The sequence below is a fragment of the Methylobacterium sp. Leaf88 genome (assembly GCF_001422795.1).
Lineage (GTDB): Bacteria > Pseudomonadota > Alphaproteobacteria > Rhizobiales > Beijerinckiaceae > Methylobacterium.
Map to the genome: position 1 here is coordinate 1 of NZ_LMMK01000013.1, position 26809 is coordinate 26809.

General features: G+C 69.1%; 24 protein-coding genes. 18 read left to right on the top strand and 6 right to left on the bottom strand.

Annotated features, from left to right (window positions below; translation table 11 throughout):
- Positions 1 to 47: 47 nt before the first annotated feature.
- Positions 48 to 1307, bottom strand: a complete 1260-nt coding sequence (gene urtA, locus ASF20_RS10205; RefSeq protein WP_056273824.1) for an urea ABC transporter substrate-binding protein — start codon at positions 1305 to 1307, stop codon at positions 48 to 50.
- A gap of 325 nt (positions 1308 to 1632) precedes the next feature.
- On the opposite strand from urtA, the gene ASF20_RS10210 reads away from it, so the two are divergent.
- The 3 genes from ASF20_RS10210 (at position 1633) to ASF20_RS10220 (ending at position 6169) form a co-directional block, all read left to right on the top strand.
- Positions 1633 to 4998, top strand: a complete 3366-nt coding sequence (locus ASF20_RS10210) for an ATP-binding protein (RefSeq protein WP_056273976.1) — start codon at positions 1633 to 1635, stop codon at positions 4996 to 4998.
- A complete protein-coding gene (locus ASF20_RS10215) occupies positions 4991 to 5899 on the top strand; it encodes a response regulator transcription factor (protein ID WP_056221505.1) in 909 nt (302 codons plus the stop codon). The genes ASF20_RS10210 and ASF20_RS10215 overlap by 8 nt, the downstream gene beginning before the upstream one ends.
- Before the next feature lie 99 nt (positions 5900 to 5998).
- Positions 5999 to 6169 (top strand): hypothetical protein, encoded by a 171-nt coding sequence (locus tag ASF20_RS10220; RefSeq protein WP_156653363.1) that lies wholly within the window; start codon positions 5999 to 6001, stop codon positions 6167 to 6169.
- 17 nt (positions 6170 to 6186) lie between these two features.
- Here the strand turns inward: ASF20_RS10220 and ASF20_RS10225 are convergent, their stop codons facing one another.
- Positions 6187 to 7656, bottom strand: coding sequence for a PAS domain-containing protein (locus ASF20_RS10225; protein WP_056273831.1), 1470 nt, complete (start codon positions 7654 to 7656; stop codon positions 6187 to 6189).
- A gap of 379 nt (positions 7657 to 8035) precedes the next feature.
- Between ASF20_RS10225 and ASF20_RS10230 the strand changes: the two genes are divergently transcribed.
- The 4 genes from ASF20_RS10230 (at position 8036) to opgC (ending at position 12877) form a co-directional block, all read left to right on the top strand.
- Complete coding sequence (locus ASF20_RS10230; RefSeq protein ID WP_082501278.1) at positions 8036 to 9316, top strand: L-dopachrome tautomerase-related protein; 1281 nt, start codon at positions 8036 to 8038, stop codon at positions 9314 to 9316.
- 65 nt (positions 9317 to 9381) lie between these two features.
- On the top strand, positions 9382 to 10365 hold the full coding sequence (locus ASF20_RS10235) for an SMP-30/gluconolactonase/LRE family protein (protein ID WP_244476388.1): 984 nt from the start codon (positions 9382 to 9384) through the stop codon (positions 10363 to 10365).
- Between the two features lie 39 nt (positions 10366 to 10404).
- Positions 10405 to 11577, top strand: a complete 1173-nt coding sequence (locus ASF20_RS10240; protein ID WP_056273833.1) for an L-dopachrome tautomerase-related protein — start codon at positions 10405 to 10407, stop codon at positions 11575 to 11577.
- Between the two features lie 124 nt (positions 11578 to 11701).
- A complete protein-coding gene (gene opgC / locus ASF20_RS10245) occupies positions 11702 to 12877 on the top strand; it encodes an OpgC domain-containing protein (protein WP_056273836.1) in 1176 nt (391 codons plus the stop codon).
- A gap of 4 nt (positions 12878 to 12881) precedes the next feature.
- Here opgC and ccmB read toward each other — a convergent pair whose 3' ends face one another.
- Both ccmB and ccmA read right to left on the bottom strand, forming a co-directional pair.
- A complete protein-coding gene (ccmB, locus tag ASF20_RS10250; protein WP_056221519.1) occupies positions 12882 to 13547 on the bottom strand; it encodes a heme exporter protein CcmB in 666 nt (221 codons plus the stop codon).
- Positions 13547 to 14203: a heme ABC exporter ATP-binding protein CcmA gene (gene ccmA / locus ASF20_RS10255; protein ID WP_056273839.1), complete on the bottom strand. Its 657-nt coding sequence runs from the start codon at positions 14201 to 14203 to the stop codon at positions 13547 to 13549. Before ccmA ends, ccmB begins: the two co-directional genes overlap by 1 nt.
- A gap of 372 nt (positions 14204 to 14575) precedes the next feature.
- On the opposite strand from ccmA, the gene ASF20_RS24600 reads away from it, so the two are divergent.
- The 7 genes from ASF20_RS24600 (at position 14576) to dprA (ending at position 22992) form a co-directional block, all read left to right on the top strand.
- On the top strand, positions 14576 to 14713 hold the full coding sequence (locus tag ASF20_RS24600) for a hypothetical protein (protein ID WP_200927214.1): 138 nt from the start codon (positions 14576 to 14578) through the stop codon (positions 14711 to 14713).
- 250 nt (positions 14714 to 14963) lie between these two features.
- The gene (gene acnA / locus ASF20_RS10260; RefSeq protein WP_056273842.1) at positions 14964 to 17675 is read left to right on the top strand and encodes an aconitate hydratase AcnA; all 2712 of its coding nucleotides are present in this window, start codon (positions 14964 to 14966) and stop codon (positions 17673 to 17675) included.
- A 163-nt stretch (positions 17676 to 17838) separates the two neighbouring features.
- Positions 17839 to 18921, top strand: a complete 1083-nt coding sequence (locus tag ASF20_RS23260) for an AAA family ATPase (protein WP_082501285.1) — start codon at positions 17839 to 17841, stop codon at positions 18919 to 18921.
- Positions 18914 to 19540 (top strand): hypothetical protein, encoded by a 627-nt coding sequence (locus ASF20_RS23975; RefSeq protein ID WP_156648023.1) that lies wholly within the window; start codon positions 18914 to 18916, stop codon positions 19538 to 19540. Before ASF20_RS23260 ends, ASF20_RS23975 begins: the two co-directional genes overlap by 8 nt.
- Before the next feature lie 332 nt (positions 19541 to 19872).
- Positions 19873 to 21180 carry a dihydroorotase gene (locus ASF20_RS10265; protein ID WP_056273981.1) on the top strand — a complete coding sequence of 436 codons (1308 nt, stop codon included), beginning with the start codon at positions 19873 to 19875 and terminating at the stop codon, positions 21178 to 21180.
- Between the two features lie 11 nt (positions 21181 to 21191).
- Positions 21192 to 21785, top strand: coding sequence for a glycerol-3-phosphate 1-O-acyltransferase PlsY (gene plsY, locus ASF20_RS10270; RefSeq protein ID WP_056221792.1), 594 nt, complete (start codon positions 21192 to 21194; stop codon positions 21783 to 21785).
- Between the two features lie 31 nt (positions 21786 to 21816).
- Positions 21817 to 22992 carry a DNA-processing protein DprA gene (dprA, locus tag ASF20_RS10275; protein ID WP_056273843.1) on the top strand — a complete coding sequence of 392 codons (1176 nt, stop codon included), beginning with the start codon at positions 21817 to 21819 and terminating at the stop codon, positions 22990 to 22992.
- A gap of 6 nt (positions 22993 to 22998) precedes the next feature.
- Here the strand turns inward: dprA and ruvX are convergent, their stop codons facing one another.
- A complete protein-coding gene (ruvX, locus tag ASF20_RS10280) occupies positions 22999 to 23493 on the bottom strand; it encodes a Holliday junction resolvase RuvX (protein WP_056221534.1) in 495 nt (164 codons plus the stop codon).
- A 71-nt stretch (positions 23494 to 23564) separates the two neighbouring features.
- Positions 23565 to 24110, bottom strand: a complete 546-nt coding sequence (locus ASF20_RS10285; RefSeq protein ID WP_056273846.1) for an SMI1/KNR4 family protein — start codon at positions 24108 to 24110, stop codon at positions 23565 to 23567.
- A gap of 113 nt (positions 24111 to 24223) precedes the next feature.
- On the opposite strand from ASF20_RS10285, the gene ASF20_RS23980 reads away from it, so the two are divergent.
- From ASF20_RS23980 to ASF20_RS10300, 4 genes are all read left to right on the top strand, one after another.
- Positions 24224 to 24403 (top strand): hypothetical protein, encoded by a 180-nt coding sequence (locus ASF20_RS23980; RefSeq protein ID WP_156389640.1) that lies wholly within the window; start codon positions 24224 to 24226, stop codon positions 24401 to 24403.
- A gap of 149 nt (positions 24404 to 24552) precedes the next feature.
- On the top strand, positions 24553 to 24840 hold the full coding sequence (gene gatC / locus ASF20_RS10290; RefSeq protein ID WP_056221539.1) for an Asp-tRNA(Asn)/Glu-tRNA(Gln) amidotransferase subunit GatC: 288 nt from the start codon (positions 24553 to 24555) through the stop codon (positions 24838 to 24840).
- Positions 24841 to 24962: 122 nt separating this feature from the next.
- Positions 24963 to 26444, top strand: coding sequence for an Asp-tRNA(Asn)/Glu-tRNA(Gln) amidotransferase subunit GatA (gene gatA / locus ASF20_RS10295; protein ID WP_056273849.1), 1482 nt, complete (start codon positions 24963 to 24965; stop codon positions 26442 to 26444).
- A gap of 10 nt (positions 26445 to 26454) precedes the next feature.
- Positions 26455 to 26754, top strand: a complete 300-nt coding sequence (locus ASF20_RS10300; protein ID WP_056273853.1) for a hypothetical protein — start codon at positions 26455 to 26457, stop codon at positions 26752 to 26754.
- Positions 26755 to 26809 lie beyond the last annotated feature (55 nt).

The window sequence follows — 26809 nt, forward strand, 5'->3', positions numbered from 1 at the left end:
CCACCTCCAACTCCTCCCCACAAGGGGGAGGAGGGCACCTTGAGGTCCTACTGGTAGCCCTTCGGGAAGGGGTTCGGCTCGATCAGGTCGGGGCTCTCGTAGACCACCTCGAACTGGCCCGAGGGCAGGGCCCTGGCGACCCGGGTCTTCGACCAGAGGTGATGGTTCGGGTGGATCTTGACGTAGCCTTCCGGCGCCTCCTTGAACTCGAGGCCCGGCGAGGCGGCGACCACCTTGTCGACGTCGAAGGAGCCGGCCTTCTCGCAGGCCATCTTCCAGAGGAACGGCCCGAGATAGGCGGCCTGGGTCACGTCGCCGATGACGGTCTTCTCGCCCCACATCTTGTGGAAGGCGGCGACGAACTTCTCGTTGTTCGGGTTCTTGAGCGACTGGAAGCACTTCATGCAGGAATAGGCGCCGGCGATGTTGTCTCCGCCGATGCCGTCGACCTCGTCCTCGGTCACCGAGATCGTCAGCAGGGTCTGCTTCGCGAGGTCGATGCCGGCCGCCTTGAGCTGCTTGTAGAACGCCACGTTCGAGCCGCCGACCACGTCCGTGAAGATCACGTCCGGCTTGGTGAGCTTGAGCTTGTTGATCACCGAGTTGAACTGCGTGTGGCCCAGCGGGAAATATTCCTCGCCGACGACCTTGGTCTTGAGCACGTTCTCGATGTGCTTGCGGGCGATCTTGTTCGAGGTGCGCGGCCAGATGTAGTCCGAACCGATGAAGAAGAACGTCTTGGCGTTCTTTTCCTTGGTGACCCAGTTCAGCGATTCGAGGATCTGCTGGGTGGCCTCCTGGCCGGTGTAGAAGACGTTCTTCGACTGCTCCAGGCCCTCGTAGAAGGTCGGGTAGTACAACAGGCCGTTATACTGCTCGAAGACCGGCAACGCGGCCTTGCGCGAGGCCGAGGTCCAGCAGCCCATCACGGCGGCGCAGTGGTCGTTGACGAGGAGCTTCTTGGCCTTCTCGGCGAAGGTCGGCCAGTCGGAGGCGCCGTCCTCCTGGATGATCTTGATCTTGCGGCCGAGCACGCCGCCCGCCTCGTTGATCTGGGAGATCGCGAGCTTCTCGGCCTGGATCGAGCCGGTCTCGGAGATCGCCATCGTGCCGGTGGCCGAGTGCAGGATGCCGACCGTGACCTCCGTGTCGGTCACGGCGAGGCCGGTGGTGTTCACCGCCGAGGTCGGCGGCGCCGCCGCGAAGCTCATGCGCGGCATCAAGGCGATCGCCGGAGCGCCGGCGAGCCCCATGAGAAGCCTGCGCCGGAGCGCCGATTGCAGGCCGTTGCCCTTGTCCTCTGCCATCGTGCCCAAAACCCCTGTCGGTCGTCGCACGGCGCATCGGACGGCCGCGGATCGACGGAGCGGAGGCTAGGCCGCGTTGTGCAGTGCGGCCTATACGCTGTTTTGCGTATGTCGGAGCCGGGCGGACAGGCCCATTCTGGCGAACTGCCCGCGAGTCCAGGGTCCCATCGCCGCTCCGGCCACTGGACGGAATGCGCGCCCACGTGGAAACACGGGATCGGGCACGGTCCTTGCTACGCTGGGGACGACGGAGCGCCACGGTTTCGGACAGGCCGGGATGCCGCGCCAGACCCCGCGCCGCATGATACCGTCCCCGCCGAACACGATGACCGAGCACCAGCGTATCCTGCCGATCCGGCGCGACTACAACCGCCTCGTCGCCGACGAGACGCTGGAGGACTATGCCCTGCGCTTCACCGCCAAGAAGGCGCGGCGCTGGTCCGGGTTCCGGGTCGCCCAGACCGCCCTCGGGTCGCTCTCCTTCCTGGCCCTGGAGGCGATCGGCGGCACCCTGGTGCTGACGGTCGGGTTCACCAACACCCTGGCGGCGCTCCTGGTGGTCAGCGCCATCATCTTCGCCACCGCGACGCCGATCAGCCTCTACGCCGCCCGCTACGGCGTCGACATCGACCTCCTCACCCGGGGCGCCGGCTTCGGCTATATCGGCTCGACCGTGACCTCGCTGATCTATGCGAGCTTCACCTTCCTGTTCCTCGCCATCGAGGCGGCGATCATGGCCCTGGCGCTGGAGCTGTGCTTCGGGCTGCCGCCGAGCCTCGGCTACCTCGTCAGCGCCCTCGCGGTGATCCCGCTGGTCGTCTACGGCTTCGCCATGATCAGCCGCTTCCAGCTCTGGACGCAGCCGATCTGGATCGTCCTGAACCTCGTGCCGCTCGCCTGCATCGCCTGGGCCGGGGACGCTCCGGTGGCGGCCTGGCTCGCCCATCCGGGGGCCGACGGACTCGGGGGCTTCGACTGGCCCCGCTTCGGGCTGGCCTCCGGCATCCTCCTGGCGCTGCTGGCCCAGGTCGGCGAGCAGGTCGATTTCCTGCGCTTCGTGCCGGCGCGCACGCCCGAGCGCGCCGGGCGCTGGTGGGCGGCGGTGCTGGGCGCCGGCGGCGGCTGGATCCTGCCCGGGATGCTCAAGATCCTGCTCGGGTCGTTCCTGGCCGTGCTTGCGATCGCGCACGGCGTTCCGGCCGAGCGGGCCGCCGAGCCGACCCAGATGTACGCGGTGGCCTTCGGCTACGTGGTGCCCTCGGGCATGGGCGCGGTCGCCCTGATGACCCTGTTCGTGGTGGTCTCGCAGCTCAAGATCAACGTCACCAACGCCTATGCGGGCTCCATCGCCTGGTCGAACTTCTTCTCGCGCCTGACGCACAGCCATCCGGGCCGCGTGGTCTGGCTCGTCTTCAACGTCGCCATCGCCCTGCTGCTGATGGAGCTCGGCATCGACAAGACCATCGTCAGCACCCTGTCGCTCTACGCCGTGGTGGTCTCGGCCTGGGTCGGCGCGCTGGCGGCGGACCTCGCCATCAACAAGCCCTTCGGCCTGTCGCCCCCCGGCATCGAGTTCAAGCGCGCCCATCTCTACGCCGTCAACCCGGTGGGCACCGGCGCCATGGCGCTGGCGATCCTCACGGGGTTCGTGGCCCATGCGGGCTGGCTCGGGACGCAGGCCGTGCCGTTCGCGCCGCTGCTGGCCCTGGTCGTCGCCGTCGCGGGCGCCCCCGCGATCGCCCTCGCCACCGGCGGGCGCTACTACCTCGCTCGTACCCCGCGCACGGACTGGCAGGGGGCGACCGAGATCACCTGCCGGGTCTGCGAGCACCCGTTCGAGCCCGAGGACATGGCCCAGTGCCCGGCCTATGCCGGGCCGATCTGCTCCCTGTGCTGCTCCCTCGACGCCCGCTGCGGCGATCTCTGCAAGCCGCACGGCCGCCTGGAAGCCCAGGCCCAGAGCGTGCTCGCCCGGGTCGCCCCGGCCCGCACCGCCGCCTGGATCGGCGCGCCGCTGGGGCGCTACCTCGCGCTGATGCTCACCCTGGTGGCGGCGATCGGGCTGATCCTCGGCATCGTTCATGCGGGGGCCAGCGCCGAGCATCCCGAGCACCGCGCGGTGCTCGGCGCGGCGCTGACCAGCGTGTTCCTGATCCTCATCGTGATCCTGGGCATCGTCGCCTGGCTGTTCGTGCTGGCCCAGGAGAGCCGCCGGGTCGCCCTGGAGGAGACCGCCCGCCAGACCGGGCTCTACCAGGCCGAGATCGAGGCCCACAAGGTCACGGACGCCAAGCTGCAGCAGGCCAAGGAGGTGGCGGAGGCCGCCAACCTCGCCAAGAGCCGCTACGTGGTCGGCATCAGCCACGAGCTGCGCACGCCCCTCAACGCGGTGCTGGGCTACGCGCAGCTCCTCGAGGGCGATCCCGCGATCCCGGCCCCGCGCCAGAACGGGATCCGGGTCATCCGGCGCTCGGCCCAGCACCTCTCGGGGCTGATCGACGGCCTGCTCGACATCTCCCGGATGGAGGCGGGCCGCCTCCAGATCCACCGCAACGAGGTCCGGCTCGCCGACTTCCTCGACCAGATCGTCGACATGATCCGGCTCCAGGCCCACGGCGCCGCCCTGGCGTTCCGCTTCACCCGGCCCGAGACCCTGCCGGCGGTGGTCGCCACGGACGAGAAGCGCCTGCGCCAGATCCTGCTCAACCTCCTGTCGAACGCGATCAAGTTCACCCCCGCCGGCACGGTGACCCTCGACCTGACCTACCGCAGCCAGATCGCGGTGTTCACGATCAGCGACACCGGCCTCGGCATCCGCCCGGACGACCTGGAGCGCATCTTCGAGCCGTTCGAGCGCGGCTCGATGGCCGCCGCCCGCTCCACCCCCGGCACCGGCCTCGGGTTGACCATCGCGCACCTGCTCGCCCAGGTGATGGGGGGCGAGATCACGGTGGCGAGCGAGGTCGGGCGCGGCACGCGCTTTCGCCTCCGGCTGATGCTGGCCTCGGTGGCGCGGCCCAAACCCGTGCTGGCGGCGCAGGCGAGCGCCCCGCCGCGCGTCTACGCGGGGGCCCGCCGCACGATCCTGGTGGCCGACGACGATGCCGCCCATCGCGGGCTGATGCGCGACATCCTCGAACCCCTCGGCCTGGTGGTCTGGGAGGCGGGCGACGGCCCGGCCTGCCTGGCGCTGGCCGAGACCCAGCCGCCGGACCTGTTCCTCCTCGACATCGCCATGCCGGGCATGAGCGGCTGGGGGCTGGCCAAGGCCCTGCGGGAGGCCGGCCACACGGCGCGCATCGCCATGATGTCGGCCAACGTGCACGAGATCAGCCCGGTGCGGGGCGACGACGCGCCTCACGACGCGATCATCGCCAAGCCCTTCGACCTGCGCGACTTCCTCGAATGCGTCACCGGGCTCCTCGGCCTCGACTGGACGGCGGGGGACGCGCCCGCGCCGCCCCCGCCCGAGGCCGCCGCGCCGGACCCGCGGCCGGAGCACCTCGCCGACCTCCTGCGCCTCGTGCGCATCGGGCACGTCCGCGGCATCGAGGCGAAGCTCGCCGAGATGGACAGCGGCCCCGCGGCACCGACCGCCTTCATCGCGCAGATGCGGGGGCTCACCGCCGCCTTCGACCTGCGCCGCGCCCGGGCGGTGATCGAGGGCCTGCTGGAGCCCGCCGATGGCTGAGGCGCAGCGCGACACCGTCCTGGTGGTCGACGATTCCCCCGAGACCCTGAGCTTCCTCACCGAGGCGATCGAGCGCTCGGGCGCCACCGTGCTGGTGGCGGTGGCGGGCGACCTCGCCCTGGCCCTGGTCGACGAGATCACCCCCGACGTCATCCTGCTCGACGCGATGATGCCCGGCATGGACGGGTTCGAGACCTGCCGCCGCCTCAAGGCGAAGGGGCACCTCGCCCACGTGCCCGTCATCTTCATGACCGGCCTGTCGGAGACCGAGCACATCGTGAAGGGCCTGGAAGCGGGGGGCGTCGACTACGTCACAAAGCCCATCGCCCCCGACGAGATCCTGGCCCGCATCCGCGTGCATCTCGCCGGTGCCCGGGCGGCCCAGAGCGCGCGCGCCGCCCTCGACACCACCGGCCGCACCCTGTTCGCGGTGGACCGCGACGGCACGGTCCTGTGGGGCACGCCCCAGGCCGCCCGGCTGCTCGGCGGCTTCACCGAGCCCGGCGCTCCCTCGAGCCTGCCGCCGCAGGGGGCCGCCTGGCTCCGGGGCTGCCTCGCCGGCACGGGCGCGCCGGCCCTGACCCTCGGCGACCGCGCGGGCACCGCCTATACCTTCAGCTTCATCGGCGGCACCGGCGACGAGATCCTGCTGCGCCTGTCGCGCGACGGCACCGAGGCGGGCCTGGAACGCCTGCGCCTGCGCCTGCGGGTCACCGGACGGGAGGCGGAGGTGCTGCTCTGGCTCTCGCGCGGCAAGTCGAGCCGCGACATCGGCGAGATCCTGGGCCTGAGCCCCCGCACGGTGACGAAGCACCTGGAGGGGATCTACGAGAAGCTCGGCGTCGAGAACCGCACGGCCGCGTCCGTCATCGCCGCCCGCCACCTGCAGGACCTCGACTGACGGGCGGCGGAGCGGATATTTCCGGCCCACCCCCTCGCTTTGGCGGCGCGACACACGATCTATCAGACAGGTCAGGCTGGGAGCTTCGCGATGAACTGGATGACGTGGTTGGTCGGCCGCTGCGTGGACCTCACCGAGCGCGTCGTGCCCGGCCTCGAGCGGCGCGAACCCGGACGGCCGGGCGCGCCGCCGGCCCTGCGCGGCCGGGTGCGCGGCTCGGGCTCCGAGCCGGCGGTGATGCAGCCCGGGGCCGGCCCGCGCCCGGACTGATCCGGTTCGACCGGCCCTCAGGCCAGGGCGCGGGCCGCGGCGCCGGCCTTGCGCACCGAGGCGTCGACGTCGATCGTGGCGGCGGCGATCCCGTCCATGTTCTGGCGCACGACCTCGACGCTCCGGGCGGCATTCTGCATGTTGATCGTCATGTCGCGGGTCACCGCGGCCTGCTCGGTCACGGCCGAGGAGACGCTCAGCGAGATCTCGCTGAGATGGCCGATCGTCCGGGCGATGGCCTCGATCGCGGTCACGGCCTGGGTGGTGGAGCCCTGCACCGCCGCGATCTGCGTCCCGATCTCCTCCGTGGCCCGGGACGATTGGTTTGCCAGGGCCTTCACCTCGGCGGCGACCACGGCGAAGCCGCGGCCCGCCTCGCCGGCGCGGGCTGCCTCGATGGTGGCGTTGAGCGCCAGCAAGTTGGTCTGGTCGGCGATCGTGCGGATGACCGAGATCACCTCGCCGATCTTGTCGGCGGCCGAGGTCAGCCCGGCGATGATGCCGGAGGCCTCCTCGGCCCGGATCACCGCCTCCTCGGACGCGACCTTCGCCTCGGACGCGTGGCGGCTCAGTTCCTCGATGGAGGCCGAGAACTCCTCGGCGCCGGCCGCCACCGCCTGGACGTTGCCGGAGGTCTGGGCCGCCGCCTCCGCCGTGAGGGTCGCCTGATGGCTGACGTCGGAGATCGAGCCGGTGATGACCCCGAGATCCTTGTCGATCGCCTGCTGGCCCTCGTGCCGACGCAGCCGGTCGGCGACCTGGGCGGTGACGTCGCTGGCGAACTTCACCACGGAGACCACCCGGCCGTCGGGTCCGAAGACCGGATTGTAGGCGCCGTAGATCCACACCTCGCGGCCGCCCTTCGCCAGGCGACGGAACTCGCCGGCCTGGTAGGCGCCGCCCGCCAGCGCCGTCCAGAAGGCGGCGTAGGCCGGCGTGTCCCGGTCCGCCGGCGCCACGAACTGGCTGTGGTGCCGACCCTTGATCTCGTCGAGGGTGTATCCGAGCGCGGCGAGGAAGTTCGGGTTGGCGTCGGTGACGAGACCGTCCGGCGTGAAGTGGATCACCGCCTGCGACCGGTTGATCGCCGCGATCTGGCCCTCGAACGCGGCGTTGCGCGCCACCTGCGCGGTGATGTCCGTGGCGAACTTCACCACCTTCACCGGCTTGCCGCGGCGATCGAGGATCGGGTTGTAGCTCGCCCGGATCCAGATCCGGCGGCCGTCCTTGCCGATCCGGCAGAAATCGCGCGCCTGGTGCTCGCCCCGGCGCAGGCTGTCCCAGAAGGCCCGGTAGGCCGGGGTGTCCCGCTCCTCCGGAGGGACGAACAGGCTGTGCGGGCGGCCACGGACCTCTGCGAACGTATAGCCGATGAGATCGAGAAAGATCTGGTTCGCGCTCTGGACACTTCCATCCATCGCGAACTCGATTCGACCTTGCGATCGATCGAGCGCTTCGAGTGTTGCACGAAGACCGGCGCCCAACATCGTCAATTTCTTTCGCGGAAACGGTGACTGATACGCGACTAGACGGGTCGCATTTTGATGCTCGTAACTTTAATTACAATCCGTGAATTTGTCTTTAACGGTCGAAGATCCTGAAACGACTTTGCAAAAAACAACATATGAAAGCGTGCCGAGCGCCCTCGCATCCGGACGCGGGCCGGGTCCGTGCGACACCGGCCAACCGCGCAATCCGAGGCCGCCGCTCGGTCGCGCGGGAGAGGGGCGCCGCCGTTCACGAGTCGCGGGGCGGATGAACCTTGGCCGAGACTTCATGCGTTAGGTCGTCACGATCGCGCCGCACGGTGCGATCGGCGCGATGCCAGGGAATCCGATGCCAGGGATTCCATTTTCCAGGGTTCCGATGACGCACCATCAGTCCGACCGTCCGATCTTCGCCGCCCCGCCGCGCCTCTCGGCCCGCCCCCGGCGGCGGGGCCGGACGCGCGCCGCGGCCCTCCTGGGCGCCGTCCTCCTCCCCGGGGTCGTCTTCCTCCCCCGCTCGGTCCTGGCGCAGGGCGCCGCCGCCGCCGCGCCGACGGCGACGCTCACGAAGGTGGCGAGCTTCGACCACCAGGTGACAGGGGTCACCGTCTCCAAGGACGGGCGGATCTTCGTGAACTTCCCGCGCTGGACCGAGGACACCGCGGTGTCGGTGGCCGAATTGAAGGACGGCAAGCTGGTGCCGTTCCCGGATGCGGCCTGGAACTCCTGGCGCAACGCCAAGAAGGACGAGATCTCGGCCAAGGATCACTGGGTCTGCGTCCAGAGCGTGGTGGCGAGCCCGAACGGCAACCTCTGGGTCCTCGATCCGGCCGCCCCCGCCATGGCGGCTCTGGTGCCCGGCGGTCCCAAGCTCGTCGAGATCGACCTGAAGACCAACCAGCCCGCGCGCACCATCGCGTTCGACGAGAGCGTGGCGCCGCAGGGCTCCTACCTCAACGACGTGCGCTTCTCCCCCGACGGCAAGACCGCCTACCTCACCGATTCCGGCGCCCGGGGCGCCCTGGTGGTGGTCGACCTCGACAGCGGCCGGGCCCACCGGGTCCTCGACGGCGACCCGTCGACCCAACCCGACACGGGCGTCACCGTGACCTATGACGGCAAGCCCCTGCGCCGGCCGGACGGGCGCGGCGTCGAGTTCGCCGCCGACGGCATCGCCCTCTCCCCCGACGGCAAGACGCTGTACTGGCAGGCGATCAAGGGCAAGACGCTCTACAGCCTGCCCACCGAGACGCTCGCGGGGAGCATCACCACCGCGCTGATGCCGACCGCGCTGGCCGACAAGAGCGTGTCGGGCCGCATCGAGATCGTGGGCGAGAACGGCCCCGCCGACGGCCTGATCATCGCCCGCAAGGACGGCCGGATGTACGTGACCTCGCCGCAGGACGATGCGATCAAGGTGCGCGACCTCTCGGCGAAGGGGAACACCCTGAGCACCGTGGTGCAGGACGCGCGCCTGCGCTGGCCCGACACCTTCGCGGAAGGGCCCGACGGGACGCTCTACGTCACCACCTCGCGCATCCAGGATTCGGCCTTCTACAAGCCCGATGCGCCGGCGGCCCTGCCGACGGAGCTGTGGAGCTTCAAGCCGGGGACCCCGGACGCCACCGGCTCGACCGCCCCCGCACCGGCCGCGCGCTGACCCGTCCCGCGCCGCCCCGGCCACGGGGCGGCGCGCTCATCGCACCCGCAGCCCATCGAGGACCGATGCCGACGATACGACGACGCGCGCTGCTCGGCGGCGCGGGAGCGGCCCTCGCCCTGCGTGCCTGGCCGGCCGCAGCGGCCCCCATCGTCCGGGTCGACGATCCGCGGCTGAGCGAGGTGGTCGATCCCGGCGCGGTGCTGCGCACCCTCTATGCCGGCGGGCGCTGGTGCGAGGGCCTGTGCTACGCCCCGGGCCTCGGCGGCCTGATCGTCAGCGACGTCCGGGCCAACCGGATGATCCGGATCGCCGACGACGGCGGCACCGGCGTGTTTCGCGACCCCTCGAACAACGCCAACGGCAACACGCTCGACGCCGAGGGCCGCCTCGTCACCTGCGAGCATCGCGGGCGGCGGGTGGTGCGGCGGGAGCCGGACGGCCGCCTCACGGTGCTGGCCGACGCCTTCGCGGGCCGGCCGCTGAATTCCCCGAACGACGCCTCCCTGGCCCCGGACGGCGCGATCTGGTTCACCGACCCCGTCTTCGGCATCACCATGCCGGACGAGGGCCTAATGGCGCCGCCGGCGCAAGGGGCCCGGCGGGTCTACCGGATCGACCCGGCCGGCCGGGTCGAGGGCATGACCGACGCCGTCGGCCAGCCCAACGGCATCGCCTTCAGCCCGGACGGGACGCGCCTCTACGTCAGCGACACCAGCGCCGCCCTGAAGAATCCCGAGGGCGCGCGCACCATCCTGGCCTTCCCGGTGGTGGAGGGCCGGAGGCTCGGCGCGCCCGAACCCTTCGCCACCGTGGAGGCCGGCGTGCCGGACGGCCTCGCGGTGGATGCCGACGGCCGGGTCTATGCCGCCTGCTTCGACGGTGTGCGGATCTATGCGCCCGACGGCACGCCCCTCGGACGCATCGCCACCGCGACCGACGCCGCCAACGTGGCCTTCGGCGGCCCGGACGGCCGGCGCCTCTTCATCGGCGCGGGCGCGCACGTCCTCGCCATCGACCTCAAGGTGCGCGGCCCCGCCAGGGGCTGACCCGCCATGTCCCCCATCCTCGCTCGACCGGATCCCGCCATGACGCTCGCTCGCCGTGACCTCCTCGCCGCCGGCTTCGCCGGTGCGGCAGCCCTCGCCCGACCCGGCGAGGCCGCGGCCGCGCCGTCCTCCGAGGTCGCCACCCACCGGGCGGCGGGCGGGCTCGAACTCGCGTTCACGGCGAACGCCCCCTCAACCCCCACCGGTCTCGCCATCTCGTCCGGCGGCCGGCGCTTCGTGATGATGCCCCGCTTCACCGCGACGGTGCCCTACACCCTGGGCGAGGTGCTGGCGGACGGGGAGGTCCGGCCCTACCCGGACCTGCCGACGAACCAGCCCGACCCGGAGCAGCCGCAGGCGCGCCTGTTCCACGTGCCCAACGGCGTCTTCGACCGCGACGACACCCTGTGGTGCCTCGATGCCGGCCTGCCGGACGGCTCCGGCCCGCCGGTGAAGGGCGGCGCGAAGCTCGTGCAGATCGATCTTGCCGACAACCGCATCCGCCGCGTGGTGCCCCTGGAGGCCGGCATCACCCCGACCTCGTCGCTCAACGACCTGCGGGTGGACATCCGCGACGGGTACGCCCGCGCCTACGTCACCGACCAGGGCCAGGACGGGGAGGGCGCCATCCTGGCCGTCGACCTCGCCAGCGGCCGGGTGGTGCGACGCCTCGCGGGCCATGCCAGCACCCGGTCGCAGAAGGGCCTCCTCAAGATCGTCGAGGACCGCCCGGTGGTGCAGCGGAAGGGAGAGGGGCCGCCGCGCCCGGTCCAGGGCGGGGCCAACGGCATCGCGCTCAGCCCCGACGGCCGGCGCCTCTACTACGCGCCCCTGATCGGGCGCCGCCTCTACGCCGTGGAGACCGCCGCGCTCCTCGATCCCGGGGCCAGCGACGGGTCCGTGGCGGCCGGCGTCACGGATCTCGGCGAGAAGGGCATGACCGGCGGCCTGACCACGGATTCCAAGGACCGGGTCTACCTCGCCCTGCAGGAATTCAACGCGGTCGGCCGGCGCGACCCCGACGGCACCGTCACGATCATCGCCTCCGATCCGCGCCTGATCTGGGCCGACACGTTCTGGATCACCCCCGACCGCTGGCTCTACATCTCGTCCGCCCAGGTGAACCGACGCCCGGAATACAACGGCGGCAAGGACCTGCAGGCGCCGCCCTACGCCATCCTGCGGATGCGGATCGACGCCGATCCGGCGTGAGGCGCACGAGGACTCGGCCCGGGGAACGGCCCAACCGTTCCCCGGCCCTACGTCCGGAGGTTGCAACACAACCTTAAACCCCCCGCCCTACGATCGGTGCGTGTAGGCCGCATCGGGGCGAGGCATGCCGCAGCGAAGAACGACGATCAACGCCATTCGCGGTCTGTGCCTGATCAACATCTTCGTGAACCACATCCAGGACGGCGCCGTCTCGGCCGTGTCGCCCTCCCGGCTCGGCTTCTCCGACAGCGCCGACATCTTCGTCCTGCTCAGCGGCATCTCCATCGCCCTCGCGGGGAGCCAGGCCTCGCGGCGCCGCCTGCCGGACATCGTCGCCCATCTGTGGCGGCGGGCGGCCCGGATCTACGCCTTCGAACTGGTCATCGTCTTCGCGACGCTCGGTCTCCTGGCGGCCATCCTCGCCCTTCGAGGCGTGACGGGCGTGCACGCGCAGGACACCGCCCTGCTGCGGGACCACGGCTTCCCGAACCTGCTGAGCCATGCCCTGACCCTCCGCCAGACGGTGGGCTACTCGTCCGTCCTGCGCCTGTACGTGGCCCTGATGCTGATCGCCCCGATCCTGCTGCGCCTCGCCGGGTGGCGGTTCTGGGCGCCCCTGCCGCCGGCACTGCTGCTCTGGATCGCGGCCGGCCACTTCCATCTGGTGCTGAGCAACAGCCTCTCGGGCGCGCCCTTCGCCCTGACGATCCTGCCCTGGACCCTGATCTTCGCCCTGGGGATCACCATCGGGCAGGGCCTGGTCGACGGCGTCGCCCTGCCGCGCCCCCGGGGGCTGACCGGCCTCGCCCTGGGCTACCTCGTCAGCTACCTCGTCCTGGCGGTGGTCGTGGTTCGTCTCTGGCCGGCGGCCGCGGACTGGGCCGCGACGCGCAACGACGCCTTCTGGCTCGGCGCGAGCAAGACCTACCAGTCGCCCCTGCGCGTCCTGCACGTTCTCGCCCTGGCCTACCTGGTGATGGCCCTGCCGCGCGCCCCGCTCATCCGCCTGCTGCACCAGGTGCCGCGCGACCACCCGCTGACCCGCCTCGGCCGCCGGTCCTTGCCGGTCTTCACCGCCGGCGCGATCGGGGCCGTGCTCGCCAGCGAGGCGCTGGATCTGGCCGCCATTCCCCTGAACGCCGCCTGGCTTCCCCTGCTGCTTCTGGAGGCCGGCATGATCGCGCTGTTCGTCGGCACCGCCCTGCGGATCGCCGGGCGCCCGGGCCGGGTGCGGCCCGCCCACCCCGCGCCGCCGGAGGTCCGGGTCGCAGGCCTGCGGAAGACCCCGGCGATCGCCTGACGCCCTATTCCGACCAGCGCAGGGCCGCGGCGGCGGCGAGCGTCCCGATCACGCCCGCGATCAGGCTGAGGGCGCACAGGATGGCCAGCGGCGTGGTGAACGGGACGGTGCCGCCGAGGGCCGATTCACTCGCCGAGACGCCGAAGATCAGCGTCGGGATCATCAGCGGCAGCACCACGACCGCCAGGATGAGGCCGCCCCGGCGGATCGAGGCGGTGAGGGCCGCGCCGACCGCGCCCACGAAGGTCAGGGCCGGGGTGCCCACCAGGAGGGTGAGCGCGGTCGCCGCCATCGCCCGGCCGTCGAGGGCGACGAGGAGCCCGAAGAGGGGCGAGGCGAGGGCGAGGGGCAGGCCAGTGGTGAGCCAGTGGGCCAGCACCTTGGCGAGCACCACGCCCTCCAGGGGGGCCGGCGAGCCGGTCATCAGGTCGAGGGAGCCGTCCTCCTCGTCGGCCTGGAACAGGCGGTCGAGGCCGATCAGGGTCGAGAGCACGGCGGCGAGCCAGAGGATCGCCGGGCCGATCCGCGACAGCAGGTTCAGGTCCGGGCCGAGGGCGAACGGCACCAGGGCGACGATCATCAGGAAGAACACGAGGGAGAGCGCCCCCGAGCCGCCGACGCGGGCGGCGAGGGCGAGGTCGCGGGCGACGAGGGCCCTCAAGACGCGCATCACCACCAGACCTCGTCGGCCGCGACCGTCGTCCGGGCCAGCGTCGGTGGGGCGGGTGCGGGCGCCTCGATCCGCAGTTCCTGGGCGTCGGCGAGGCCGAGGGCCTGGTGCGTCGCCGCGATGACGAGGCCGCCCGTCGCCCGGTGCCGCGCCATCATCCCGGCCAGGACCGCCTGCGAGGCGGCATCGAGGGCGGCCGTCGGCTCGTCGAGGAGCCAGAGCGGGCGCCGGCAGACCAGGAGGCGGGCCAGCGCCACCCGCCGGCGCTGGCCGGCGGAGAGATAGGCCACGGGAAGCCGCAGGGCGTGGCCGAGGCCGAGTTCCTCCAGGGCCGCCCGCGGGGTCGCGGTCGGCGCGCCGAGGAGGTCGCGGGCAAAGGCGAGGTTCTCTTCCGCCGTCAGCGGGCTCTTCAGCCCGTCGCGGTGGCCGACCACGTGCAGGCACTCGGACAGGGTCGCCTCGCCAACCTCGCTCGCCGCGACGGTCCCGGCCTCGGGCTTGAGCCGGCCGGCCAGCACCGCGAGCAGCGTCGACTTGCCGGCCCCGTTCCGCCCGGTGACCATCAGCGCCTCCCCCGGCCCGAGGGCGAAGGACAGGTTCGCGAAGATGCGGCGGCCGGACCGGCGGACGGCGAGGTCTTGAGCGGTCAGCCGCACGGGGGGTCCTGAATCATGAGCCTCAAGAGGTGGCGCCTGTCGAGCAGACCGAACGAAGGAATGTGCGGTCTCCGTCCCCCGGCGCTTCGCCCATCGCACGCGGATCGTTCGGTGGCGAGACCCGGGCGCGCAAAATGGACCCAGCCGACGGTCGCACGGTCCGTCGCACCATCCGGAGCCGGGGAGCACCGTGGCGACCGCGATCCGGGCCGGCATGCCGGAGCACATCCCAAACGTGCTATTCGAGCCCTCTCGCTCTCGACGGCTGTGGATCGGACGCTCCCGAGCTTCGCGTGGCTTTCGTGGTACGATCGCTCTCGACCTTCCCTTTCATCACCGCCTTCCTCGATCGTGGGCGAAGGCCCCGAGCCGATGACGTCCCGATACGACGCCGAGACCGACGCCCTCGACGTGCAGCTCGCCGAGGCGAGGATCGTCGGAAGCGAGATCCTCGACGCATCCCGGCATGTGGCCGAGGGGGCGGATCTGGCGCATCTGGTCGCGGCGTAGACCCGCCCTCCGAACAGATCCCACGCGCTGTCAGGCGCCCGGTAGCGGCCAGTTTCGAAGTGTTCTATAACGCGCGCAGGCTGCGCCGCGCGAGATTTCAGGGCGTCCAAATCGCCCTTCGCGCAACATCCTATCCGGGCACCCCCGGGGCGGCGCGCGCTTCATAGCGCTCCCAGCCGAACACGTGTTTTCGTGGCGCAGGTTATGCCTGCGCGTGTTCGACCAACCGCTCGCGAGGAAACAGAACGCCGTGGCATCGCTCGACAGCTTCCAGTCCCGCCAGACCCTGACGGTCGGCGACAAGGCCTACACCTATTACTCGATCCCGCACGCCGAGAAGGCCGGCCTCGCCGACGCCACCGCGCTGCCCTTCTCCATGAAGGTGCTGCTCGAGAACCTGCTGCGCTTCGAGGACGACCGCTCGGTCAAGAAGGACGACATCTCCGCCACCGTCGCCTGGCTCGGCAACAAGGGCAAGACCGAGACCGAGATCGCCTTCCGGCCGTCGCGCGTGCTGATGCAGGACTTCACCGGCGTGCCCGCGGTGGTCGACCTCGCGGCGATGCGCGACGCGATGGTGGCGCTCGGCGGCGACCCGCAGAAGATCAACCCGCTGGTGCCGGTCGACCTCGTGATCGACCACTCGGTGATCGTCGACGAGTTCGGCACGCCGAAGGCGCTGGCCGACAACGTCGCGCTCGAATACTCGCGCAACGGCGAGCGCTACACCTTCCTGAAGTGGGGCCAGTCGGCCTTCGACAACTTCTCCGTCGTGCCGCCCGGCACCGGCATCTGCCACCAGGTGAACCTCGAGTTCCTGTCGCAGACCGTGTGGACGAAGCAGGATCCCGATGCTTCGGACGGCACCGAGCTCGCCTATCCGGACAGCCTCGTCGGCACAGATTCGCACACCACCATGGTGAACGGCCTGGCCGTGCTGGGCTGGGGCGTCGGCGGCATCGAAGCCGAGGCCGCGATGCTCGGCCAGCCGCTCTCCATGCTGATCCCCGAGGTCGTCGGCTTCAAGCTGTCGGGCAAGCTGCCCGAGGGCACCACGGCCACCGACCTCGTGCTCACCGTCACGCAGATGCTGCGCAAGAAGGGCGTGGTGGGCAAGTTCGTGGAATTCTACGGCCCCGGCCTCGACGACATGGCGGTGGCCGACCGCGCCACGATCTCCAACATGGCCCCCGAATACGGCGCCACCTGCGGGTTCTTCCCGATCGACCAGAAGACCATCGACTTCCTCACCGTCACCGGCCGCGCCGACGACCGGATCGCCCTGGTGGAGGCCTACGCCAAGGCGCAGGGCATGTGGCGCGACGCGGCCACGCCGGACCCGGTCTTCACCGACACGCTCGAACTCGACATGGGCGACGTTCGCCCGTCCCTGGCCGGCCCCAAGCGTCCGCAGGACCGGGTGCTCCTCGACGGCGCCAAGCCGGGCTTCGCGCAATCCATGGAGACCGAGTTCAAGAAGGCGGCCGACCTCGCCAGTCGCTACGCGGTGGAGGGCGCCAACTTCGACATCGGTCACGGCGACGTGGTGATCGCCGCCATCACGAGCTGCACCAACACCTCGAATCCGAGCGTGATGATCGGCGCCGGGCTCCTCGCCCGCAACGCGGTCGCCAGGGGCCTGCGCTCGAAGCCCTGGGTGAAGACCTCCCTGGCGCCCGGCTCCCAGGTGGTGGCCGAGTACCTCGAGAGCGCCGGTCTGCAGACGCCCCTCGACGCGCTCGGCTTCAACCTCGTCGGGTTCGGCTGCACCACCTGCATCGGCAACAGCGGACCGCTGCCGGCCGCGATCTCGAAGGCGATCAACGACAACGACGTCGTCGCCGCCGCGGTACTCTCGGGCAACCGCAACTTCGAGGGCCGCGTGAACCCGGATGTCCGGGCGAACTACCTGGCCTCGCCGCCGCTGGTGGTCGCCTACGCGCTGGCCGGCTCGATGCAGATCGACATCACCACCGAGCCCCTGGGCACGGGCTCCGATGGCCAGCCCGTCTACCTGAGGGACATCTGGCCCTCGAGCGCCGAGGTCCAAGAGTTCATCGAGGCCAACATAACCTCGACCCTGTTCAAGTCCCGCTACGCCGACGTGTTCGGCGGCGACGACTACTGGAAGGCCGTCGAGGTCACCGAGGCCGAGACCTTCCAGTGGGATTCGACCTCCACCTACGTGCAGAACCCGCCCTATTTCGAGGGCATGCAGAAGACCCCGGCCCTGGTGGAGGACGTGGTCGACGCCCGCATCCTCGGCCTGTTCCTGGACTCGATCACCACCGACCACATCTCGCCGGCAGGCAACATCCGGGCGAATTCCCCGGCGGGTGCCTACCTGCAGGAACACCAGGTCCGTGTGCAGGACTTCAACCAGTACGGCACCCGGCGCGGCAACCACGAAGTCATGATGCGCGGCACCTTCGCCAACATCCGCATCAAGAACCAGATGGTCCGCGACGAGTCCGGCAACGTGGTCGAGGGCGGCTGGACCCTGTTCCAGCCCTCCGGCGAGCGGATGTTCATCTACGACGCCGCGCAGAAGTACCAGGCCGAGGGCACGCCCCTCGTGGTCTTCGCCGGCAAGGAGTACGGCACCGGCTCGTCGCGCGACTGGGCGGCCAAGGGCACCAAGCTCCTGGGCATCCGCGCCGTGGTGGCCGAGAGCTTCGAGCGCATCCACCGCTCGAACCTCGTCGGCATGGGCATCGTGCCCCTGGTCTTCCAGGGCGACACGTCCTGGGCCTCCCTGGGCCTGAAGGGCGACGAGACGGTCTCGATCCGGGGCCTGTCCGGCGACCTGAAGCCGCGCCAGACCCTGATCGCCGAGATCACCTCCGCGGACGGCACGAAGCGGGAGGTCCCGCTGACCTGCCGCATCGATACCCTCGACGAGCTCGAGTACTTCCGCAACGGCGGTATCCTGCCCTACGTCCTGCGCTCGCTGGCCGCGTAAGGCTGAGCCGCGCAAGATCTGGCGGTCTCCGCGATCCCGAGGCCTCGCCCGAAAGGGCGGGGCTTTTTTGCGCTTCAGATTTTAGGCTATGCAAGCTCGTCGAACAGCGGGTATGCTATAATCTTTGCAGACATAGAATGGCTGCGGTTCTAGGAGAAACTTAATGCCGCACCGTATTCTGCTTTTTAATCATAAAGGGGGCGTCGGTAAGACAACATCCGCATATCATATTGGCTGGAAATTAAGTCAAACAGGTCATCGCGTCCTTTTAGTTGATGGCGACTCTCAAGTAAATCTTACCGCCCGCGCACTTGGTGACCGCTTCGAGGATCACTACTCTGAAGATAGCCCGACTCGCCTAAATAACATTTACGATGCCGTTCGCCCTGTTTTTGAAGGAAGACCTCAACCTATCGAAGCGTTTGAATGTCCAACTGCTGAAAATAATAGTGCTCTATTTTTACTTCCCGGTCATCCGGATCTATCTGCTCTAGAAGGTCAGATAAGTTTAGCACAAGAAACCAGAGGAACCCTATCTGTTACAAAAAACATTCCAGGAGCACTGCACAGAATAATTTCACTTATAGAAAATAGATATGATATTGATTACAGTATAATTGATATCAACCCAGGACTTGGAGCGCTTAATCAGAATTTCTTTATGATAAGCAGTGCGTTCATAGTCCCAACTAATCCAGATCCATTTTCATTGATGTCTCTAAAGACTCTTGGTCTAGAAATTGAAAGATGGGTAAGCTGGAAGGAAAGATTTGGGCCGGCATTCGCTGATGCAACATACCCACTTCCAGATGGCTGGGCGAAATTTTTAGGAGCGATCCACTCTCGATTTAATCGGCACAAAAGTAAGGCGGCAGGGCGGTATCACGAGCGGATTTCTCAAATAGACAACCGAATAGAGGATGATTTTGTACCAAGGCTAAGAGCCTCTAATACTCTATTTGCGCAGGAAGCCTATGTAATTGCGGCAAATATAAATTTGCCAGAGTCCGCGCGAGATGCTGACAGAACTCGATTATACGCCCTCGCCCGCATACCAGATTTCGCACAAGCAAGCCATATCGCGTCTGAATTAGGAAAGCCCGTATATGGAATCACGGATGCGGATCTACGCATGCTTGACCTTAGAGGAAACGTGAAATCGAGCGTGCAAGGGAATGTCGCAACTTTCGATCAAATTTATTCTGCGGTTTGCGCAAAAATCGAGGCAATATTAGCCTATGAGTGAGGCAATTATTCGCTTTCGAGTCCATTTGGCCGAATCCGAGCAGTGCCTCGAAAATTTCAGAAGTACAAGTCACGAATTTTCTCTACGTCATATATGGATAATATCAGTTTCTTCATTCGATTTATATTTGACTGAGCTAGTTTCAGAGGCTGGATTGCGCCTCATCGATAAGACTCCGCGCATCTTAACCCAGAATCTTCGCCAAGTAGAATTTCCTCTTGGAAATGTATTAGAAATAGATCGCATGAATTCTGTCGAGAGGCTTTTATTTTTTAAGCAGCATATATTTGCTTCAATTCAGTACAAATCTTTCTATAGGCCAGAAAAAATTTCTGAGGCTTTGAGTTATATCTGGACTTGTCCTGCGAAGGAAAAATGGGCTCGGATTTTAGGTCGGATGAAACTCACAGGGCGCTATAGTGATAAAACCGAAGAGGATATACGCGAAGAATTGACTCTTATAGGAGACAGAAGGGATCTTATAGCACACTCGGTTGATAGGCCCCCTGGTAGATCGGAAGCCAATCCCGTTAGACAAGAAGATGCAGCCCGTGTCCATATGTTTATCGCGGATATAGCTGAAGCTATTGATTTAGAAACTGAGGCTTTATTGTCATAACATTTTTGGAGCAGTATATTTGATAAATATAATCAATCAAAATATCGGCTAAAATGGTGTGATTTAATAGTATTAGAATAAATGGTGTAAGGAATTTTGATATTCGCCGAACGCATCGCTTGAATTTTTCTAACAAAATTTTTGTTGAATCGATCTCATCAGAAAACGACATGAGACGATTTTTTGATTTGAGACTTATGAATCCGCTACGCCTTGACGAAATGGACTAGCTGGTAGACATGCCTGGGCGATTTTCGAAGCTGCGAGCGCTCTCTCCTTTTGCATCTCGTAGATACCCCTTCGCGCAGTTAGAGGATTAGGCTCTTATGACGATGCGCCCGATCCTCCTGACCAACGCGACGCTCTGCGATCCGGCCACGGGCCGGCAGGGACCCGGCCACGTCCTCGTGCGCGACGGCCTGATCCAGGATGTCGGCTGGGGGCCCCTCGCCGGGGTGCCGGACGAGGCCGAGACCGTGAATTGCGGCGGCCACGTCCTCAGCCCCGGCCTGATCGATCTGCGCGCCTTCGTGGGCGAGCCCGGCGCCGAGCACCGCGAAACCCTGGCCAGCGCCAGCGCGGCGGCGGCCGCCGGCGGCGTCACCACCCTGGTCTGCATGCCGGATACCAACCCGGTCATCGACGGGCCGGCCATCGTCGACTTCGTGCTGCGCCGCGCCCGCGACACGGCCAGCGTCCACGTCCTGCCGGCCGCCGCCATCACCAAGGGCCTGGCCGGCCAGGAGATGACCGAATTCGGCCTGCTCCAGGAAGCCGGAGCCGTGGCCTTCACCGACGGCCTCAAGGCGGTGCGCAACGCCCAGGTCATGCGCCGCGCGCTGACCTATGCCCGCGACTTCGGCGCCCTGCTGATGCAGCACGTGGAGGAGCCGGACCTCGTCGGCGACGGCGTGATGAACGAGGGCGAGATGGCCTCCCGCCTCGGGTTGCTCGGCATCCCGCGCGAGGCCGAGACGGTGATGCTGGAGCGCGACATCCGCCTCGTGCGCCTCACCGGCGCCCGCTACCACGCGGCGATGATCTCCTGTGCCGATTCGGTCGAGATCGTGCGCCGGGCCAAGGCGGACGGGCTGCCGGTCACCTGCGGCGCCTCGGTGAACAACCTCGTCCTCAACGAGGGCGACATCGGCCATTACCGCACCTTCTGCCGGCTCTCGCCGCCGCTGCGCCACGAGACGGACCGGCTCGCCCTGGTGGCGGGCCTCAACGACGGCGTGATCGACGTCGTTGTCTCCGACCACAACCCGCAGGACGTCGAGACCAAGCGCCTGCCCTTCGCCGAAGCGGCCGACGGGGCGCTGGGCATCGAGACCCTGCTGGGCGCGGCCCTGCGGCTGGTCCATACCGGCGACGTTGCCCTGCCGCGCCTGCTGGCGGCCCTGACGGCGAACCCGGCGGCCCTCCTCGGGCGCGCCGCCGGCCGCCTCGCGACCGGGGCGCCGGCCGACCTGGTGCTGATCGACCCGGACCTGCCCTACGTCCTCGACAAGCGCACCTTGAAGTCCCGCTCCAAGAACTCCCCCTTCGACGAGGCGCGCCTCCAGGGAGCCGCCGTGCTGACGATGGTGGCGGGCCGCATCGTCTTCCGGGCCCCCGCCGAGACCGAGGCCGCCGCGTGATCGCTCTCAACATGCTGCCGTGGCCCGTCCTGCTGGCGGCGCTGGCGGGGGGCTACCTCCTCGGCTCGATCCCGTTCGGGCTGATCCTGACCCGCTATGCCGGGCTCGGCGACGTGCGGGCGATCGGCTCGGGCAACATCGGCGCCACCAACGTCCTGCGCACCGGGCGTAAAGGGCTGGCGGCCGCCACCCTGCTGGGCGATGCGCTGAAGGGCACCCTTGCGGTGCTCCTCGCCGGTCGCTTCGGACTGGAGGCGGCCCTGGTGGCGGGCTTCGGCGCCTTCCTGGGGCACCTGTTCCCGGTCTGGCTCGGGTTCAAGGGCGGCAAGGGCGTCGCGACCTTCCTGGGCGTCCTGCTGGCCCTGAGCCCGCTGGGCCTTCTGGCCTTCGCGGCGATCTGGCTGGGCCTCGCCTTCACGCTGAAGTACTCCTCCCTCGCGGCGCTGGCGGCCTCGGCCCTGACGCCCCTCGTCCTATGGGCCCTGGGACAGCCTGCGGTTGCATGCCTGTTCCTCCTGCTCGCCATCCTGCTATGGTGGAAGCACGCGCCCAACATCCGCCGGCTGATCGACGGGACCGAGGGGCGCATCGGGCAGAAGGGCTGAGGCTCGCCGCCCGCTCCGGGAGGGGAGGGCGATGCAGCTCACCGATGCCCAGCGTCTCGACTGGCTGCGCCTCATCCGCAGCGAGGGGATCGGCCCGCGCAGCTTCCGCACCCTGGTCAACCGCTTCGGCGGCGCCGGGCCGGCCTTGGACGCCCTGCCGAACCTCACCGGCCGCAGCGGCCGGCGCATCACGCCGCCGAGCCGGGAAGAAGCCGAGGCCGAGCTCCGCGCGGCCGGTCGCCTCGGCGCCCGCCTCGTCGCCCTCGGAGAGGCGGATTACCCGAAGCTGCTGCAGGCCGCCGATTCGGCACCGCCGCTGATCGCGATCCGGGGTGAGGCCGCGATCCTGAACCGTCCGGCTATCGCCCTGGTCGGCTCGCGCAACGCTTCCGCCGCCGGCCTCGCCTTCACCGAGCGCCTCGCGCGCGGGCTCGGCGAGGCCGGGCTCGTCGTGGTCTCGGGGCTGGCGCGGGGCATCGATGCCCGCGCCCACCGGGCCGCCCTGGCGCGCGGTACGGTGGCAGTGCTGGCGGGAGGACAGGACCGGATCTACCCGGCCAACCATGCGGCCCTGGTGGAGGCGATCCTGGAGGCGGGCGGGGCGGTGCTGGCCGAGATGCCGATGGGGTGGGAACCGCGCGGGCGCGACTTTCCCCGGCGCAACCGCATCATCTCCGGCCTTGCCTACGGCACCGTCGTGGTGGAGGCCGCCCGCCGCTCGGGCTCGCTGATCACGGCCCGCTTCGCCCTGGAGCAGGGCCGGGAGGTCTTCGCCGTGCCGGGCTCTCCCCTGGATCCGCGGGCGGAAGGCACCAACGACCTGATCCGCCAGGGCGCGACCCTGGTCTCCGACGCCGCCCACGTCACCGACGTCATCGCGCCGCTGCTGGCGGGGGGCAGCGAGGCGCGCAGGGTGGAAGCCCTGGCCGTCGACCGGCCGGACCTCGCCGACGCGCCGATCTTCTGGGACGAACTCGACGTGGACGGCATCGTCCTGCCGCTCCCCGCCGAGGATTTCGCGGCGCCGGAGCCCGTGGACGACCGGGCCCGCCTCATCGCCTATCTGAGCCCGACCCCGATCGGAACCGACGAACTGGCGCGCACCGCCGGCCTCAGCGTCCGGGTCGTCCAGACCACCCTGCTCGAGCTGGAGCTCGACGGGCGCATCGAGCGCCACGGCAGCGGGTCGGTGTCCCTGGTGGGGTGAGGGCCGTCATGCGTCGTCGTCGGGCGCCTCCTCGCCCAGGGCGCGGCGCATCTGGTCGAGGCAACCCTGCAGGATGTAGGCGGCGGCCAGCATGTCGACGACCTCGCCGCGCTTGGCCCGCGAGGCATCCGCCGCGATGAGGGCGCGGGTGACGGCAGCGGTGGAGAGGCGCTCGTCGCAGTAGAGGACGGGCAGGGGCAGCAGCGGCTTCATGTTGCGCACGAAGGAGCGGGTCGACTGGACCCGCGGGCCCTCGCTGCCGTCCATGTTCAGGGGCAGGCCGATGACGAGGCCGCCGACGGCGTGCCGCTCGCACAGGGCCGCCAGATGCTTCACGTCGGGGGTGAACTTCACCCGCCGGATCGTCTCCAGGGGCGAGGCGATCTGGCGCCCGACATCCGAGAGGGCGAGCCCGATCGTCTTGGTGCCGAGGTCGATTCCGATGAGGCGGGGGCCGCCCTGCGACGCCTCCGCGAAGGCCCGCATCTCGGCCTCGTCCATGTCCGTCGCTCTCCCGTGCCGCCGCCCGTCCTGCGCGATCCGCTCCCGGCCGGCAAGGGGATCCTCGCGGATCAGTGCGGGCCGGCCGACCCTTCGGTGCCGTCGCCCACGAAGCTGGCGGGGAGGGGCTCGGCGCCCATGCCGAGGATGCCCCGCACGGCAGCCCCCTGGCTCCGCCGCATCAGGTCGACGAGGTCGGCCCCGCCGAAGCGCACCGATTCGAGGTCGGCGCCGAGGACCCAGATCTCGTACTCGTCGCGCCCCGGCACCACGTCCCAGAACAGGAACTCGCCGGCCTCCGACCGGCCGAAGAAGCCGGCCCGTTCGACGACGGTCGGGTCATCGCCCTCGACCTCGAAACGGTGCTCCGGCCGGTCGCCGAGGACGGAGGCGATGCTGTGGGCGATCAGCTCGGACTGGGCGACGAGGTCCGTCTCGGGCGCCTCGCTCGGGACCGCCACGCGAAAGGAGCCGTTGGCGAGCCCGGCCCCGAGGGTCCGGCAGAAGGCGCGGTAGCTCTCGGGCAGGCCGTAGCCGAGCTCCGCCTCCGCCCGGTCGAGGGCCGCCTCGGTCGCCACCGGACCCGGCGCGCAGGGCGAGAACACCGTCTCCCACATGAATCTGATCTCCGGCTCGTCGTTAACCTTGAGAAAACGTTGTCATAGCCTTGCGGGGACCGGATCGGCCAGAGCATCGTTAACGAACCGTTACGACGCTGGAAGCCGACCGCATGCCCCTGCCGCCCCACGCGACGACACCCGCACCACGCCGGATGCCCCTGCGGCACAAGTTGATGCTGGCCCTGGCCTGCGAGATCCTGCTCGTCGGGTTCCGACAGGCGGATCGCGGGCCGGCGCGGGCCGGGATCCTCATCGAATCACCGGTACAGCCGCATCACGCGATCGCCTGAGGCGTCCGGGCCGCTCCGCCCGATCCGGCCCCCGCGCGGCCCCGCCGTTGCGAGCGCGGGAAGGCGGGTGCTATAGCCCGGCCCGACGCCCCCATCGCCCGCGGAACCCCGACGGGCTGCGGATGGGGGCCTGAGGATCTGAAGACAGCATGTCGGTCGACGCAACGACGGTGAGGCGCATCGCGCACCTGGCGCGCATCGCGGTGAGCGAGGACGAGGTCGCCCCCCTGCAGGGCGAACTGAACGCGATCCTGGCCTTCGTCGAGCAACTCGGCGCGGTCGACGTGACGGGGGTCGAGCCCATGACCTCGGTCACCCCCATGGCGATGAAGAAGCGCGCGGACGCGGTCACCGACGGGGCCAAGGCCGACGCCATCGTGGCCAACGCCCCCGAGACCGAGGACCACTACTTCCTCGTGCCGAAGGTCGTCGAGTAGGCGCACGCGCCGCCGACCTCAAAACCCGGCCGCCCCGAAGGACGGTCCGCCCGGCGCCCGAACGGCGACGGCGGCTGTTCCCCGGGACCCACCAGGACGAGCGCCCAGGACTCTCGCAACCCATGACCTCTCTGAACGAACTCACCCTGGCGGAGGCCCGCGACGGGCTCAAGGCCAAGGACTTCTCCGCCACCGACCTGACCCGGGCGCATCTCGACGCCATGGAGAAGGCGCGGGCGCTGAACGCCTACCTCGTCGAGACGCCGGACCGGGCCCTGGCCATGGCGGAGGCGGCCGACACGCAGATCGCCTCCGGTGAGGCCCGTCCGCTGGAGGGCATCCCCCTCGGGATCAAGGACCTGTTCTGTACCGAGGGCGTGGCGACCACCGCCGGCTCGAAGATCCTCGAGGGCTTCACGCCGGCCTACGAATCGGCCGTGACCGCCAATCTCTGGCGCGACGGCGCGGTGATGCTCGGCAAGCTGAACCTCGACGAGTTCGCCATGGGCTCGTCCAACGAGACCTCCGCCTATGGCGACGTGGTCTCGCCCTGGCGCCGGGCCGGATCGGACGCCAAGCTGGTGCCGGGCGGCTCGTCGGGTGGCTCGGCGGCGGCGGTGGCCGCCCATCTCTGCCTCGGCGCCACCGCGACCGATACCGGCGGCTCGATCCGCCAGCCCGCCGCCTTCACCGGCACCGTCGGCATCAAGCCCACCTACGGGCGCTGCTCGCGCTGGGGCACGGTGGCCTACGCCTCCTCCCTCGACCAGGCGGGCCCGATCGCCCGGACGGTGCGCGACTGCGCCATCCTGCTCGGCTCGATGGCCGGCGCGGACGCGCGCGATACCACCTGCGCCGACCTGCCCGTGCCCGACTTCGAGGCGGCGGTGGCCCGCGGCGTGAAGGGCCTGACCATCGGCATCCCGAAGGAATACCGGGTCGCGGGCATGTCGGCCGAGATCCAGGCGCTGTGGGACCGGGGCGCCGCGATGCTGAAGGATGCCGGCGCCACGGTGCGGGAGATCTCGCTCCCGCACACCCCCTACGCCCTGCCGGCCTACTACATCGTCGCCCCGGCCGAGGCCTCCTCGAACCTCGCCCGCTACGACGGCGTGCGCTACGGCCTGCGCGTGCCCGGCAAGGACATCGCCGGGATGTACGAGAACACCCGCGCCGCCGGCTTCGGCCGCGAGGTGAAGCGCCGGATCATGATCGGCACCTACGTGCTCTCGGCCGGCTACTACGATGCCTACTACGTGCGGGCCCAGAAGATCCGCACCCTGATCAAGCGCGACTTCGAGCAGGCCTACGCCGCCGGCGTCGACGCGATCCTGACGCCCGCGACCCCGTCGGCCGCCTTCGGCATCGGCGAGAAGGGCTCGGGCGATCCGGTCGAGATGTACCTGCAGGACGTCTTCACCATCACGGTGAACATGGCGGGCCTGCCCGGCATCTCGGTGCCGGCCGGCCTCGACGCGCAGGGGCTGCCCCTCGGGCTCCAGCTCATTGGCCGGCCCTTCGACGAGGAGACGCTGTTCGCCGCCGCCCAGGTGATCGAGGACGCCACCGGACGGACCAGGCTGCCGGCGGCGTGGTGGGCATGAGGCGCACGCGATGACGGTCCCGATCTATCCCTTCGACGTCTGGATCTGGGCCGCCTTCGATCCGGTGCTGATCGCCATCGCCCTGGTGATGGGCTGGAAGTCGGACCAGTTCGTCAAGGTTATCCTCGTCTCGCTGATGGCCTTCGCCGTCTCGGTGCTGGTGTCCTGGGGCGTCACCGCGATCGGCATCCCGTGGCCGGCGCCGGTGAGCCACGACGGGCCGACCTTCTTCCCCGTGCGCTGGATCGCCGCCTTCCTGTGGGGCGCCCTCGGTTTCCTGGCGCACCAGCTCTACCGCCTGCGCGCTTGACCGGGCGGGCCGACACTTCCACCTTTCCGGCGCGTACCCACGCCCCGCAACGCTG

Bases quoted from the DNA above. Each gene is read 5' to 3' on its own strand.
- urtA (WP_056273824.1), bottom strand. From the start codon at position 1,307: ATGGCAGAGGACAAGGGCAACGGCCTGCAATCGGCGCTCCGGCGCAGG.
- ASF20_RS10210 (WP_056273976.1), top strand. From the start codon at position 1,633: ATGACCGAGCACCAGCGTATCCTGCCGATCCGGCGCGACTACAACCGC.
- ASF20_RS10215 (WP_056221505.1), top strand. From the start codon at position 4,991: ATGGCTGAGGCGCAGCGCGACACCGTCCTGGTGGTCGACGATTCCCCC.
- ASF20_RS10220 (WP_156653363.1), top strand. From the start codon at position 5,999: ATGACGTGGTTGGTCGGCCGCTGCGTGGACCTCACCGAGCGCGTCGTG.
- ASF20_RS10225 (WP_056273831.1), bottom strand. From the start codon at position 7,656: ATGTTGGGCGCCGGTCTTCGTGCAACACTCGAAGCGCTCGATCGATCG.
- ASF20_RS10230 (WP_082501278.1), top strand. From the start codon at position 8,036: ATGACGCACCATCAGTCCGACCGTCCGATCTTCGCCGCCCCGCCGCGC.
- ASF20_RS10235 (WP_244476388.1), top strand. From the start codon at position 9,382: ATGCCGACGATACGACGACGCGCGCTGCTCGGCGGCGCGGGAGCGGCC.
- ASF20_RS10240 (WP_056273833.1), top strand. From the start codon at position 10,405: ATGACGCTCGCTCGCCGTGACCTCCTCGCCGCCGGCTTCGCCGGTGCG.
- opgC (WP_056273836.1), top strand. From the start codon at position 11,702: ATGCCGCAGCGAAGAACGACGATCAACGCCATTCGCGGTCTGTGCCTG.
- ccmB (WP_056221519.1), bottom strand. From the start codon at position 13,547: ATGCGCGTCTTGAGGGCCCTCGTCGCCCGCGACCTCGCCCTCGCCGCC.
- ASF20_RS24600 (WP_200927214.1), top strand. From the start codon at position 14,576: ATGACGTCCCGATACGACGCCGAGACCGACGCCCTCGACGTGCAGCTC.
- ASF20_RS23260 (WP_082501285.1), top strand. From the start codon at position 17,839: ATGCCGCACCGTATTCTGCTTTTTAATCATAAAGGGGGCGTCGGTAAG.
- ASF20_RS23975 (WP_156648023.1), top strand. From the start codon at position 18,914: ATGAGTGAGGCAATTATTCGCTTTCGAGTCCATTTGGCCGAATCCGAG.
- ASF20_RS10265 (WP_056273981.1), top strand. From the start codon at position 19,873: ATGCGCCCGATCCTCCTGACCAACGCGACGCTCTGCGATCCGGCCACG.
- plsY (WP_056221792.1), top strand. From the start codon at position 21,192: ATGCTGCCGTGGCCCGTCCTGCTGGCGGCGCTGGCGGGGGGCTACCTC.
- dprA (WP_056273843.1), top strand. From the start codon at position 21,817: ATGCAGCTCACCGATGCCCAGCGTCTCGACTGGCTGCGCCTCATCCGC.
- ruvX (WP_056221534.1), bottom strand. From the start codon at position 23,493: ATGGACGAGGCCGAGATGCGGGCCTTCGCGGAGGCGTCGCAGGGCGGC.
- ASF20_RS10285 (WP_056273846.1), bottom strand. From the start codon at position 24,110: ATGTGGGAGACGGTGTTCTCGCCCTGCGCGCCGGGTCCGGTGGCGACC.
- ASF20_RS23980 (WP_156389640.1), top strand. From the start codon at position 24,224: ATGCCCCTGCCGCCCCACGCGACGACACCCGCACCACGCCGGATGCCC.
- gatC (WP_056221539.1), top strand. From the start codon at position 24,553: ATGTCGGTCGACGCAACGACGGTGAGGCGCATCGCGCACCTGGCGCGC.
- gatA (WP_056273849.1), top strand. From the start codon at position 24,963: ATGACCTCTCTGAACGAACTCACCCTGGCGGAGGCCCGCGACGGGCTC.
- ASF20_RS10300 (WP_056273853.1), top strand. From the start codon at position 26,455: ATGACGGTCCCGATCTATCCCTTCGACGTCTGGATCTGGGCCGCCTTC.